We start from the raw sequence: 12,676 nt of genomic DNA on the forward strand, positions 1-12,676 counted from the left end.
ATATTTTGTAAAAATAAGAATATTCTCTCATTTACTCCAATATGAAACAATCGTATGATTTTTGATATAGGACATAAAGGAGGAATATAATGAAAAAGGTGAAAATGTTCATCCCATCTCTACTCGTTTTTGGTGTTTTTAGTGTGCCTAGTTTTGCCCATGCCGCATCGGATTCAGTACTAACGTCTGATTACGACATGGTGACTTCTGATGGAAAGGTGATCTCTTCAAGTGATTTCCACAATGATACGAAAGCCCCCTCATCCTTTGATAAAGTGGATGATCTTTCTTCTACTGTTGGTGAAAAAGTAAAACCTCTAACAAAATACTTAAAAGACTTTCAAACAAAAGTTGTCATTGGAGACGACGGCAGAACAAAAGTAGCGAACACAAGAGTTGCGCCATACAATTCGATTGCTTATATTACATTTGGCGGCTCCAGCTGCACGGGGACACTCATTGCTCCAAACAAAATTTTGACAAACGGACACTGCGTGTACAATACAGCATCAAGAAGTTATAGTGCAAAAGGGTCAGTGTATCCAGGCATGAATGATAGCACTGCCGTGAACGGCTCAGCAAACATGACCGAATTCTATGTGCCAAGCGGATATATCAATACAGGTGCGAGCCAATATGATTTCGCTGTCATTAAAACAGATACGAACATCGGAAATACGGTCGGTTACCGCTCCATCCGTCAGGTGACCAATTTGACTGGAACAACGATTAAAATTTCTGGATATCCAGGAGATAAAATGAGGTCGACTGGTAAGGTGTCACAGTGGGAGATGTCAGGTCCTGTGACAAGAGAAGATACGAATCTAGCATACTATACAATTGATACGTTTAGCGGAAATTCAGGATCTGCGATGCTAGATCAGAACCAGCAAATCGTTGGGGTTCATAACGCAGGGTATTCAAATGGAACGATTAATGGCGGTCCAAAAGCGACAGCTGCCTTTGTTGAATTTATCAACTATGCGAAAGCGCAATAAACATAAAGCTTGTTTCCTTCTAAGGGGACAAGCTTTTTTTCATAGTCGAATGTGTAGAAAAGTTTCTTTTTTTATTCATCACTTTTTCATATTTAAAAGCTATGCTGAATGAAATAAATGAAAAAGAAAGAAGAGATATGAGTGAAAAACAGAAAAGTAGATATGATATTGGTAATGATTGTGCTTATTGCCGCATTTCTCTACACTTATCAAATTTGGCAGAATGATAGTGCCAATCAATATTATTTAGCCGCGGTCAAAAGTATGTCCAAGAGCTTCCATCACTTTTTTTACGCTTCATTTGACGCAACTGGATTCGTATCAATTGATAAACCACCTGTCGTTTTATGGATTCAAACCATTAGTGCGCTTATTTTTGGCTTCCATACATGGAGTGTGATTTTACCGCAGGCTCTTGCTGGAATTGGTTCCGTTCTTCTTCTTTATCTGATGATAAAACCGGCCTTTGGCAAGGGGGCTGCAAGGGTGTCAGCGGCAGTTATGGCTCTCACTCCAATTGCGGCAGCGGTTAGCAGAACCAATAATATAGACAGTATGCTCGTTTTTACATTACTTGCGGGTGCTTATTTCTTAATGCGAGCTGTGAAAAATGGAAGGATGCGCTGGCTCCTCATGTCCTTCGTTTTAATAGCCATAGGGTTTAACATGAAGATGCTGCAAGCATTTATGGTTCTTCCAGCATTTATTTTCTATTATGTGATTGCTGCTCGCGTATCGTGGAAAAAGAAAATCGTCTCTCTCCTATGCTCACTGGTTGTACTTGTTTGCTTATCTTTATCATGGGCAGTTGCTGTTGATATGACGGCTGAAAGTGATCGTCCATATGTGGGCAGCAGCCAAACAAATTCTGTGTTAGAACTTGCCTTTGGTTATAACGGCACAGAGCGGCTACTTGGACAGACAACCGGCAAATCCGTTGGTGAGATGAATCAGCAAGCAGGTGCTATGATGCCAGACAGTTCTGGAATCAATGGAACGTCAGGTGGTCAATCAAATAAAAATCAGCCGCCCCCATCACAAAATCAGATGATGCCATCTCATCAGGGGCCAGCTGGTGGAGGCCCGCCTGGCAGCACCGTTAGTGGTCAAAGTATGAATATGTATGGGACTGGAAATCCAGGTGTTTTTCGTTTATTTCAATCTGCATTGTCAGGTCAAATCAGCTGGATGCTGCCTTTCGCCTTATTTGGATTGTTAGGGATGGTCATTAGCTGGTGGAGGGAACGTAAAGCTCGATTAAATGAGTGGAAACAAACGCTGTTTTGGACAGCATGGCTGATTCCTGTTGCTGGCTTTTTCAGCATTGCTGGTTTTTTCCACCACTACTATCTCATCATGCTTGCCCCGCCAATTGCGGCACTATGCGGCATAGGAGCCAAAAAGATGGGTGAGTTATTTACGGCGAACAAAGGAATGGCCGCCTATCTACTTCCAGCGGCAATCGCTGTTACAGCGATCTTTCAAGGGTATATTTTAAGCAATTATACGTCTCAAATAAGTAGTGTGTGGATGTATACAATTGCGATTGCAGGTTTGAGTATCGCTATTTTATTGCTCATGTATAGAGAAAAACAATTGATCAAAAAACGGTTGACGATCATCGCTTTGACAACCCTATTGCTGATTCCTGGTTATTGGGCTGCAACGCCTATCATTTATGGAGGGAACAGTGTTCTTCCTGAGGCAGGTGTTCAGCTATCTAGTTCACGAGGAGGAAATATGTTTACATCTAGTGTCGATCAAGATTTACTCACCTATTTAAAGGCTCATCAAACAGGTGAAACGTATTTATTTGCGACGCTGACGACCGTTACCGCAGCACCATATATCATTGATGAAGATGAGAATGTGATGGCCTTAGGCGGATTTAATGGAACGGATCCAATTTTGACTGTAAACAAATTAAAAGCACTGATTCAACAAGGGAAAGTAAAATACTTTTTATTACCAGACAATCAGTCATCAGCTAACAGCGATTTGGTCAACTGGATCAAATCCCATGGTACAGTGATCTCAACAGAAGAGTATAAGGACCAATCCTCATCAACTGCTGAGGGAATGCCAAACATGTCTTCGCAAAATGAAACATTATATAGAGTAGATGGAATATCCTAAATATGGGGCAAGGCGAATGATTTCTCAATCATTCGCCTTTTCTCATGGAGAAATCGCTCGACAGCTTCATCTCATCTTTTTCACATGTCATCACTCATCCACTCATACATTAAAAATGACTCATTTCCTTAAAGTCAAGATCATGCCTGTATGAGGAGGTCAAAAGCTTTTGAAGATGAGAAGAGGCTGGTTCGGTGCTGTCGCAATATGTTTTGTGATATGGATGGGTACGTTATTAGGTGGATTTGGAGAGGATCAAGCGGCAAAAGGGGCTGATCGATATGATCATGTCATTCAATTTCCAAAGGAACGGTATCCTGAAACAGGCAGTCATATTCAAGAAGCCATACAAAAAGGGCATTCAGATGTGTGTACCATTGATCGAAACGGGGCAGATGCTCGCAGACAAGAATCGTTAAAAGGAATTCCGACAAAACCTGGCTTTGACCGGGATGAATGGCCGATGGCGGTTTGTCTTGAGGGAGGAAAGGGTGCAAGTGTTCAATATGTCAGTCCATCAGATAATAGAGGGGCAGGCTCATGGATCGGTCACCAAATAAGCGGCTATCCTGATGGGAAAAGAATTTTATTTATTGTGAAATAAACCTAGATAAGAGGCTCCTTTCGTGAGAGCCTTTTTTGTTTACAATTAGAGCGTATTCGATCTAGCAGCTACAAAAGATTCAGTGGTACAATTAATCTTTAAGGTACAAACACTGACAAGAAGAAAATGTGAAGGGACATACGCTTATGGATAAGAACCGTGCATTATACGATTTTTTCATGCAACATGCAGAGAAATTAACTGAAACGTGGTATGAATCAATTGAGGATGATGATCCAGAATCTATTTATCGTACGACAGATTCTAGCATCATAGCAGAGCTGAAACGGCAAAATCAAGATTATTATCAGCATTTTATACGTGCTCTTATTGAAGACAAGACATATTTACATACTGAGTTTAAAAAATGGTCGGAAGACTTAGCAAGTGATCCGAAGCATTTAAATACACCATTAGATTATGTCGTGAGAGAATACATGTCCAATCAAAGAGTAGTTCTTCATTACTTAAAAGAATTTATTAAACAGCGTCAAGATGAAATTGATATTGATCGCATTTTTTATTGGTATGATTTAATATCAGAGGCGTTTAACATTTCAATCCATGTGTTCATTCAGCAATATGTGAAAAATACTAACCAAAAGCTCGTTGCACAAAGAGAGATGATTTATGAGCTGAGCTCACCTGTGATCGTCTTAAAAAGCGATATTGCATTATTACCCTTAGTAGGTGACATTGACACAGCGCGAGCAAAAATTATATTAGAAAATACATTAAAACAGTGCTCGCAAAAAGGTGTTCAGCATTTATGTATTGATCTATCGGGCGTCGTCATTATTGACACAATGGTGGCTCATCAAATCTTTGATCTTGTTACATCACTTCGGTTAATTGGGGTGGAGGCGACCATTTCAGGGATTAGACCAGAGATTGCTCAAACAGCTGTACAGCTGGGGCTTCCTTTTAATGAATTCCGCACAGCATCCTCACTTGCTCACGCGCTAGATCGCATGACAGAATTTGCTCCCAAATAAAAACCAGGCCTAGTAACGGGCCTGGTTTTTATTTAAATCACAGCGTCAATTTTTGTAACTTTCCAATCCTTTTGTACTTTTTCAAAAGTAACAGATCGTTTTACTTTACGTCCATCAAGCGTTGGGACTGTGAATTCATATGTGCGGATTGTATTCTTTTTAGAGACAAGTTTTGGTGTTGCTTTCTCCCAATTGAGCATATTGTCTCCGTCTCCGACTGGAACAGCCATTTTACCTTTATGAACAATAAACTGATAGTCTTTTAAACCATGAGTGATCGCATCTTGTGTGAAAACTTGAGATAGGTAGCTGTTTAGTTTTTTCTTTGTATCAAATGTTTTAGAAAGATAGTTGTATGTCATGTCTTTATAACTAAATGATTTTAATTTGTAATCGGAATGTTCATTAATTTTGTAGCCTGACATCGCACTCCAGAAGTGTTCTCTAGCATCAAGTGCAATATGTAACGCTTCTTTATTTGTCAAAGCGGCTGGTTTTTTGGAAGCGGCCAGTGTTGTTGTTTGTAATGAGATCATAAGCATAATAGCAGTTAATAAAACCAATAATTTTTTCAAGGCGATTGCCTCCTTTTCTCAATGAAAACTTCTTATGTTACAAATGTTACAATAATTACAGCGATATTACAAGTATTAAATCTAAATGTTTTTTATTTCTTTTCTTTCTACCTATATAACGTTTGAGCGAGACAAAAAGTTTTCATTTTTTTATTTTTTTCTTCCTCACTATTATTTAACCGTTCTAAAGGAGAACAAAACGTCTTTTGGAAAAATTTCTATTTGGATGCTCAACACTCTTTTTCATTTGATGACATATACTGTCGTGATGAATGTCTAAGAAAGTGGTGTTTAATATGTATCATCCTTATGAAGGAATGTGGAATGGATACTTATACGATAGGCATGTACAGGGGATGCCATCGCTTCCTATTTCTCAGGTTGGAGGGTTTCCTGGGTTTCCAATCGGAGGGGGAGGTCCTGGATCTGGGCAAGGTTCAGGCGGACAATCAGCCCCGCCAGCTCCGCCGCAGCATATCATCTCGCAGTATCAGCAAGCAGTCTCTCACCCTCAAAGTATGCAGTCACTTATTTCAGGGCAAAGTGTAGGTGGAGGCCAGCAAACTGTTCAATTTGCAGCGGGATGTAATAGACGATGGACGATTGTGTTCCTTCGAAACGGGCAAGTATTTTTAATGTATGTCCTTTCCTCACAGCCTTTTGGCCGCACAACAGGCTTTATATGGCCGAATTTTACATTTGGTTCATTCCCAAGTTCGAGTATACTTGCTTATTCTTGCTCATAAAAGAAAAAGCCGGCTTTCATCAGCAACTGATGAAATACCGGCTTTTTTTAATGAATATTTCTAAATACGCCAATCACTTTACCTAGTATACTCACATTCTGTAAAATAATCGGTTCCATTGATGGGTTCTCTGGCTGTAATCTAAAGTGTGTATCTTCTTTATAAAAACGTTTCACTGTGGCTTCATCTTCCTCTGTCATGGCGACCACAATATCTCCATTGTTGGCGGTGCTTTGCTGACGGACAATAACATAGTCCTTGTCCAAAATACCTGCATCAATCATACTTTCTCCCATAATTTCAAGCATAAATACTTGCTCATCTGGCGCTGCAAAAGTCTCTGGAAGAGGGAAGTATTCTTCTACATTCTCAACAGCCGTAATAGGCAAGCCGGCTGTTACTTTTCCGATGACTGGTACGTTCATTACAGCACTCTTTGGAATATTCATTTCCTCTTCATCTAGTACTTCGATCGCTCTAGGCTTCGTCGGATCTCTTCTAATTAAGCCCTTTGTTTCTAGTCGGGCTAAATGTCCATGGACAGTTGAGCTCGATGCCAGACCGACAGCTTCTCCAATTTCACGAACGGATGGGGGATAGCCCTTGCTTTTTACTTCCTCTTTGATGAATGTCAGGATATCGAGTTGTCTTTTTGATAGCTTCGTCATCTTTTGCACCTCAAAACGTCAATTTTAAAGAAATTATAGCATGTTTTTCCTAACAGTACAAACATAGGTTCGAAAAAAACGTTTGACAGAAACGTTTGTTCGTATTTATAATGAATAACAGAAAGACGAACACATATTCTGTTAGGAGAGATGACATTATGAGGTTAAAAGAATCTATTATTTTTATTGGGGTATTCTCATTCATCGTTGGCATATTTCTCTCACTTATCGCAGTCACTAGCCATAATGATCCAAATCAATATGTTAAAATAGAGGTTCAATCAGGTGATACTCTTTGGGGGTTAGCTGATCAAGTAAACGATAGTAAATCAATCGACAAAAATGCGTTTATTGACTGGGTAACCGAACACAATGATCTTGCTTCAACTGAAATTCAGCCTGGAGACATCCTTGTGATACCAGTCAAAAAAGAGCATCCAGTCGTATATCAACTTGCAACCGTACAGTAGAAAGGTCGATTAAAGACATGAACGCAATCATTTATGCGAGAGTCAGTACTGTTAAAGATGAACAGGAAACCTCACTAAAAAGACAAGAAGAAGAACTGCTAGCATTAGCTGCTTTGCACAAGATGAATGTGGTCAAAGTGATTAAAGAAAAAGCAAGTGGATACGATCTAGATCGTGATGGTGTTTTTGATATGCTTGCTACGCTGAAGGAAGAGTCAATAGAGGCTGTTCTTATCCAGGATGAGACGCGCCTAGGAAGAGGACAAGCTAAAATTGCGCTTCTTCATTGTCTTTTTAAAGAGAACGTAAGGGTTTATAGCGTTTTTCATAGAGGAGAGCTTGAGCTTTCAGAGGCAGATGAGATGGTCATTGAAATTGTAGGCGTTGTGGAAGAGTATCAACGAAAAATTCATAACCTTAAAATAAAGCGAGGAATGAAGAGGGCTGTTGAACGTGGTTATCAGCCTGAACTCAATTTAAAACACCAGGAGCAGGCACCTGGGCGAGAGCGTATTGAAGTACCGATTTCTGAAATTGTTCGATTAAGAAAAAACAACATGACTTTCTCCGAAATTGCAGCAACACTTCAAGCACTAGGCTTTGATATTTCAAAGGCGACCGTACATAGAAGGTATCAAGAATACGAGAAAGGTCTTTCCACCTGAAGCGCGAATTGTTGTCAAATTGAATGATATTTAGTAGTATGTAGAGAAAATGTTTTAAAGGAGTTTGTCATGATTTCTAAAGAACAGCTTGCAAGAATCAATGAGCTTTCAAAAAAGTCGAAAGAGACTGGTTTGTCAGACACTGAAAAAACAGAACAAAAGCATTTAAGAGAAGAATATTTAAAAGCTTTTCGTTCTTCTATGAAAAATACACTCAAAACCGTGAAAATCGTTGATCCTGAAGGAAACGATGTCACACCAGAAAAACTAAAAAGAGAAAGAGATCAAAACCTTCATTAAAGGCTGTGATTTCTTGAATTTTGAAAAGATGGGAAGAATATTCTCATCTTTTTTCTTATTTGTATAAGTTTTTAGGTGATCGATAAACTAAATGTGACAAAATCCTTCTTTTTCAGCGTGAAATAGTTGTGAAAAAAGGACAGTAGATTTATGATAATGGTGTACACAAGATACGGAAGGGGATTTATATGGAAACGATTGAATTGAAATCTATTGCAACAATACGTACTCTCTCCATAGACGCAATTGAAAAAGCAAATTCCGGTCACCCTGGAATGCCAATGGGTGCTGCACCAATGGCATACGCTTTATGGACGAATCACTTAAACGTAAGTCCGCAAAACCCAAATTGGTTTAACAGAGACCGCTTCGTTTTATCTGCTGGACATGGTTCTATGCTTCTATATAGCATGCTTCATTTAAGCGGATACAACCTTAGCATTGAAGATTTAAAACAATTCCGCCAATGGGGAAGCAAAACACCTGGACATCCCGAATTTGGACACACAGAAGGCGTAGATGCCACAACAGGTCCATTAGGACAAGGGATTGCCATGGCTGTTGGAATGGCACTTGCAGAAAGACATCTTGCGGAAACGTATAACAAAGACAACTATAATGTTGTAGATCACTATACATACAGCATTTGCGGAGATGGAGACTTAATGGAGGGCATTTCCTCTGAAGCTGCTTCACTTGCTGGTCACTTAGGCTTAGGCCGATTAATTGTTCTATATGATTCAAATGATATTTCTTTAGATGGCGACCTAGATCGTTCATTCTCTGAAAATGTGAAGAATCGTTTTGAAGCGATGAACTGGGAAGTTCTTTACGTTAAAGACGGCAACAACATTCAAGAAGTGACGGCTGCTATTGAAAAAGCGAAACAAAGCACGGACAAACCTACACTTATTGAAGTGAAAACAACGATCGGTTTCGGATCTCCAAACCGTGCGGGAACCTCTGGTGTGCATGGTGCACCGCTTGGCAGCGAGGAAGCAAAGCTGACGAAGGAAGCCTATTCTTGGACGTTTGAAGAAGATTTCCATGTCCCTTCTGAAGTGTACGATCATTTCAAAGAAGCTGTAAAAGACGCTGGCCAGAAAAAAGAAGCAGCGTGGAATGAGCTATTCGAGCAATATGAAAAAGAATATCCAGAGCTAGCAGCCCAGCTGAAGCTTGCGATCGAAGGAAAGCTTCCTGAGAATTGGGATCAAGAAATTCCTGTTTATGAAGCTGGCTCAAGTCTTGCCTCTCGCGCTTCTTCTGGCGAGGTATTAAACGGCATTGCGAAACAAGTACCTTTCTTTATTGGTGGGTCTGCTGACCTTGCTGGATCAAATAAAACAACGATTAAAAACACAGACGACTTTGGTAAAAATAATTATGCTGGCAAGAATATTTGGTTCGGTGTTAGAGAATTTGCAATGGGTGCTGCGTTAAATGGTATGGCACTTCACGGCGGCCTTCGTGTATTCGGTGGAACGTTCTTTGTATTCTCAGATTACTTACGACCAGCTATTCGTCTTGCGGCCTTAATGGGTCTTCCAGTGACTTATGTCTTTACGCATGATAGTATCGCTGTCGGTGAAGATGGGCCAACACATGAGCCGGTTGAACAACTTGCTTCATTACGTGCGATGCCTAATCTTTCTGTCATTCGCCCAGCAGATGGAAACGAAACTGCTGCAGCGTGGAAACTGGCTGTATCATCAACGGATAAACCGACAGCACTAGTTCTTACTCGTCAAAACCTTCCAACGATTGATCAAGCACCAGAGAAGGCGTATGAGGGAGTAGAAAAAGGCGGATATGTCGTCGTTGAAGCTGCTGATGCACAGCCTGAAGCACTTCTGCTCGCTTCAGGTTCTGAAGTAGGATTAGCGATTGAAGCGCAAAAGGCACTTGAAAAAGAGGGTATCCGCGCATCTGTTGTCAGCCTTCCAGCATGGGATCGCTTCGATCAGCAGTCAGACGAATACAAAGAATCAGTTCTTCCTAAAGCAGTGAGAGCACGTATTGCGATTGAAATGGGTGCTTCACTTGGCTGGGAGCGTTACACGGGCCTTGATGGTGACGTGATTGCAATTGATAAATTTGGCGCTTCTGCACCAGGTGAAACCATTATTGAGAAATACGGATTTACTGTCAGCAATGTGGTCAGCCGCGTGAAAGCGAAGCTGAATAAATAATCGATCTCCAAGCATCATAATTTTTGTCATCTGTTTGCAGAGCATTTCCACCCGCTCTGCAAACTTTTTTCTTTTTCTTGTTTTTTTGACAAAACTAGTTTCTTCTTGCTTCATATATAGACAATTCTTTCCTTCACATTTTTGTATAATACAAGCAATAAATGAGATTGACGAAATGTGAAAGGAAGGGATAGACATGGAACGCCATTATTATATTTATTGGATTGAGGATGAGTTTGCTCATCATTATTTTGGCAGAGAATCGATTTTATTTCATTTGTTTGAGTCGTTACACTGGACGAACCGTACGGACGATGAGTTAGTCATGCTTGTTAAGCAAGTGGATTACGTGACGAAACGAATCCCTGCTTTTCATATGCATCAGCGATTATTGAACAACTTAACGAACATTCACTATACACAAATAGGCTCGATTTACAGCGCCTCACTACCAGATGGAAAAGGGACAGCTGCATTCATTATCAAAGATCGTTATATCCAAATGTCTGCCACGGGCAGTTATGAGGCAGAAGCGGTGTTTTTTGAGGTGCTTAGAAAAATTAGTCCTTGCTTCCTAGCGATGGACTTTGGATCAAAGAAGCATGGATGGCTCAATCCGGTAAAAGTGAGGAATTTTGTTTAAAAAAATAAAATTGAACGCGAAATGTTGTATAATAGCCTTTTGTTTAGTACACTTTATACGAGACAACATGAAGGAGGAAGAATTATGGATTTATGGGTTGTCATCCTTGTAGGCGTTGTTGCACTGCTTGCAGGAGTTGCACTCGGATTCTTTATTGCTCGTAAGTATATGATGAGCTACTTGAAAAAGAATCCACCAATTAATGAACAAATGCTTCGAATGATGATGATGCAGATGGGCATGAAACCGTCCCAAAAGAAAATCAATCAAATGATGAAAGCCATGAACAACCAAGCGAAATAATACGTACGATATTATGATCATAGATGGAACATGGTTATAAAGAATGGACAAGCGTTGTCCTATCTTTATTGAATTCACCTTCATCAGACGCTTAAAACCACTGTACTTGCATGAATGAAGCAGGGAAGGTGGTTTTTATTATGGCGTCATTCATCATGTTAAACAACAAAAAACCCCTGTGATCAGAGGTTTTTGTTTCGTTTATGGTCACACATATCAACTGTTCTAAAAATCGTGCGGCATGATGGATATCATGAGATATGATTAGTTGGCTGAGTTTGAGTGTAAGTGTCGTTGATATTGTAAGAGGAGATGATCTAGCTGCTGGCTATGTTCGATGGTCACAGTTGATGTCATGCCATTATCCAAGACAACTTTCATCAGCTCTTCTCTTTTTTCTTCAATTTGAGTTAATAATGATGTTTTTACCAAAGTCATGTTCCTTTCATGCAAATCTTGATAAAAAGAATCGATTCTATTATATCCATATTAAGGTTTATTTTCAAATTTAAAGGATTCGTTATCTCAATGTCAAATTAAATTATATAAGGTTTTAAGAGAATAGACCATCTTTATTGAGAGGATGTAAAAAAAATGAAATGATTTTGTCATCTCTTATTGTATATTGTAAGAAGGGGGTGTTCTTTTGTCAGATTTGAATTACTTTTTAGCTTTTGGAGCAGGGTTTCTTTCTTTTATCTCACCGTGCTGTCTGCCGCTTTATCCAGCCTTTTTATCGTATATTACGGGCGTTAGTATAGATGAAGTGAAATCTGAGAAGGTGATGCTGAGAAGAAGAAGTCTGCTTCATACATTATTCTTTTTAATTGGTTTCTCTATCATTTTTATTGCGATTGGCTTTGGGACATCGTTCGTTGGTTCGTTTTTCATTGAATACCATCAAGCGATTCGTCAAATTGGGGCCATTCTCATTATTTTCTTTGGTTTTATGATTCTTGGTATATTTCAGCCTTCTTTTCTCATGGGAGAAAAGAGAATGCAGTTCAAAAATCGTCCTGCTGGTTTTTTTGGATCGATCCTCATCGGAATGGGTTTTGCTGCTGGATGGACTCCTTGTACAGGCCCTATTTTATCCGCCGTCATCACACTTGCGAGTAACAATCCGGAGTCGGCTGTGATGTATATGATTGCGTATATTTTAGGATTTGCCATTCCATTTTTCATTCTTTCCTTTTTCATCACGAAAATGGCGTGGATCAGAAAGCGTCAGCAGCTCATCATGAGAATCGGCGGGGTCATTATGATTGTGGTTGGAATTTTACTGTTCTTTGATCTTCTAACATGGATTATCATTATGTTCTCATCGTTGTTTGGAGGATTTACAGGTTTTTGAAATCGTTTTCTACAGTCGCGGCGAATG

Annotated in this window: 15 protein-coding genes; 12 read left to right on the forward strand and 3 right to left on the reverse strand. The window is 39.8% G+C overall.

Translation table 11 applies throughout. From position 1 onward, the window contains the following. The first annotated feature begins 89 nt into the window (after positions 1-89). The 4 genes from IEE86_RS01365 to IEE86_RS01380 all read left to right on the forward strand — a co-directional run bounded on the left by IEE86_RS01365 (position 90) and on the right by IEE86_RS01380 (position 4,733). Positions 90-998 (forward strand): trypsin-like serine peptidase, encoded by a 909-nt coding sequence (locus IEE86_RS01365; RefSeq protein ID WP_191095596.1) that lies wholly within the window; start codon positions 90-92, stop codon positions 996-998. Between the two features lie 141 nt (positions 999-1,139). Beyond that, positions 1,140-3,134 (forward strand): ArnT family glycosyltransferase, encoded by a 1,995-nt coding sequence (locus IEE86_RS01370; RefSeq protein ID WP_191095597.1) that lies wholly within the window; start codon positions 1,140-1,142, stop codon positions 3,132-3,134. A gap of 223 nt (positions 3,135-3,357) precedes the next feature. After that, entirely contained in the window at positions 3,358-3,738 is a 381-nt protein-coding gene (locus tag IEE86_RS01375) for a NucA/NucB deoxyribonuclease domain-containing protein (RefSeq protein WP_224740773.1), read from the forward strand. A 146-nt stretch (positions 3,739-3,884) separates the two neighbouring features. Beyond that, positions 3,885-4,733 carry an STAS domain-containing protein gene (locus IEE86_RS01380; RefSeq protein ID WP_191095599.1) on the forward strand — a complete coding sequence of 283 codons (849 nt, stop codon included), beginning with the start codon at positions 3,885-3,887 and terminating at the stop codon, positions 4,731-4,733. 32 nt (positions 4,734-4,765) lie between these two features. Here IEE86_RS01380 and IEE86_RS01385 read toward each other — a convergent pair whose 3' ends face one another. Then, positions 4,766-5,308: an IseA DL-endopeptidase inhibitor family protein gene (locus tag IEE86_RS01385; protein WP_191095600.1), complete on the reverse strand. Its 543-nt coding sequence runs from the start codon at positions 5,306-5,308 to the stop codon at positions 4,766-4,768. 296 nt (positions 5,309-5,604) lie between these two features. Between IEE86_RS01385 and IEE86_RS01390 the strand changes: the two genes are divergently transcribed. Next, positions 5,605-6,054, forward strand: coding sequence for a hypothetical protein (locus IEE86_RS01390; protein WP_191095601.1), 450 nt, complete (start codon positions 5,605-5,607; stop codon positions 6,052-6,054). 47 nt (positions 6,055-6,101) lie between these two features. Here the strand turns inward: IEE86_RS01390 and lexA are convergent, their stop codons facing one another. Next, a complete protein-coding gene (lexA, locus tag IEE86_RS01395; RefSeq protein WP_003212311.1) occupies positions 6,102-6,722 on the reverse strand; it encodes a transcriptional repressor LexA in 621 nt (206 codons plus the stop codon). A 158-nt stretch (positions 6,723-6,880) separates the two neighbouring features. Here lexA and yneA point away from each other — a divergent pair, with 158 nt between their 5' ends. The 6 genes from yneA to IEE86_RS01425 all read left to right on the forward strand — a co-directional run bounded on the left by yneA (position 6,881) and on the right by IEE86_RS01425 (position 11,295). Then, positions 6,881-7,192 carry a cell division suppressor protein YneA gene (gene yneA / locus IEE86_RS01400; RefSeq protein WP_034660770.1) on the forward strand — a complete coding sequence of 104 codons (312 nt, stop codon included), beginning with the start codon at positions 6,881-6,883 and terminating at the stop codon, positions 7,190-7,192. Positions 7,193-7,209: 17 nt separating this feature from the next. Then, the gene (locus tag IEE86_RS01405; RefSeq protein ID WP_191095602.1) at positions 7,210-7,857 is read left to right on the forward strand and encodes a YneB family resolvase-like protein; all 648 of its coding nucleotides are present in this window, start codon (positions 7,210-7,212) and stop codon (positions 7,855-7,857) included. A 69-nt stretch (positions 7,858-7,926) separates the two neighbouring features. After that, positions 7,927-8,157 (forward strand): DUF896 domain-containing protein, encoded by a 231-nt coding sequence (locus IEE86_RS01410; protein ID WP_034323751.1) that lies wholly within the window; start codon positions 7,927-7,929, stop codon positions 8,155-8,157. A 188-nt stretch (positions 8,158-8,345) separates the two neighbouring features. Then, positions 8,346-10,349: a transketolase gene (tkt, locus tag IEE86_RS01415; RefSeq protein WP_191095603.1), complete on the forward strand. Its 2,004-nt coding sequence runs from the start codon at positions 8,346-8,348 to the stop codon at positions 10,347-10,349. A gap of 196 nt (positions 10,350-10,545) precedes the next feature. Continuing rightward, entirely contained in the window at positions 10,546-10,992 is a 447-nt protein-coding gene (gene sirA, locus IEE86_RS01420; RefSeq protein WP_191095604.1) for a sporulation inhibitor of replication protein SirA, read from the forward strand. 84 nt (positions 10,993-11,076) lie between these two features. Further along, positions 11,077-11,295: a YneF family protein gene (locus IEE86_RS01425; protein WP_003212379.1), complete on the forward strand. Its 219-nt coding sequence runs from the start codon at positions 11,077-11,079 to the stop codon at positions 11,293-11,295. A 264-nt stretch (positions 11,296-11,559) separates the two neighbouring features. Here the strand turns inward: IEE86_RS01425 and IEE86_RS01430 are convergent, their stop codons facing one another. Continuing rightward, positions 11,560-11,733 (reverse strand): aspartyl-phosphate phosphatase Spo0E family protein, encoded by a 174-nt coding sequence (locus tag IEE86_RS01430; RefSeq protein ID WP_411955673.1) that lies wholly within the window; start codon positions 11,731-11,733, stop codon positions 11,560-11,562. 208 nt (positions 11,734-11,941) lie between these two features. Between IEE86_RS01430 and IEE86_RS01435 the strand changes: the two genes are divergently transcribed. Continuing rightward, on the forward strand, positions 11,942-12,649 hold the full coding sequence (locus IEE86_RS01435; RefSeq protein WP_191095606.1) for a cytochrome c biogenesis protein CcdA: 708 nt from the start codon (positions 11,942-11,944) through the stop codon (positions 12,647-12,649). The last annotated feature ends 27 nt before the right edge of the window (positions 12,650-12,676 follow it).

The sequence above is a fragment of the Bacillus crepusculi genome (assembly GCF_014764715.1).
Classification (GTDB): Bacteria; Bacillota; Bacilli; order Bacillales; family Bacillaceae; genus Bacillus.

Coding starts and splice junctions, on each gene's coding strand:
- IEE86_RS01365 (WP_191095596.1), top strand. CDS start 90: ATGAAAAAGGTGAAAATGTTCATCCCATCTCTACTCGTTTTTGGTGTT.
- IEE86_RS01375 (WP_224740773.1), top strand. CDS start 3,358: ATGGGTACGTTATTAGGTGGATTTGGAGAGGATCAAGCGGCAAAAGGG.
- IEE86_RS01380 (WP_191095599.1), top strand. CDS start 3,885: ATGGATAAGAACCGTGCATTATACGATTTTTTCATGCAACATGCAGAG.
- IEE86_RS01390 (WP_191095601.1), top strand. CDS start 5,605: ATGTATCATCCTTATGAAGGAATGTGGAATGGATACTTATACGATAGG.
- lexA (WP_003212311.1), bottom strand. CDS start 6,722: ATGACGAAGCTATCAAAAAGACAACTCGATATCCTGACATTCATCAAA.
- yneA (WP_034660770.1), top strand. CDS start 6,881: ATGAGGTTAAAAGAATCTATTATTTTTATTGGGGTATTCTCATTCATC.
- IEE86_RS01405 (WP_191095602.1), top strand. CDS start 7,210: ATGAACGCAATCATTTATGCGAGAGTCAGTACTGTTAAAGATGAACAG.
- IEE86_RS01410 (WP_034323751.1), top strand. CDS start 7,927: ATGATTTCTAAAGAACAGCTTGCAAGAATCAATGAGCTTTCAAAAAAG.
- tkt (WP_191095603.1), top strand. CDS start 8,346: ATGGAAACGATTGAATTGAAATCTATTGCAACAATACGTACTCTCTCC.
- sirA (WP_191095604.1), top strand. CDS start 10,546: ATGGAACGCCATTATTATATTTATTGGATTGAGGATGAGTTTGCTCAT.
- IEE86_RS01425 (WP_003212379.1), top strand. CDS start 11,077: ATGGATTTATGGGTTGTCATCCTTGTAGGCGTTGTTGCACTGCTTGCA.
- IEE86_RS01430 (WP_411955673.1), bottom strand. CDS start 11,733: ATGACTTTGGTAAAAACATCATTATTAACTCAAATTGAAGAAAAAAGA.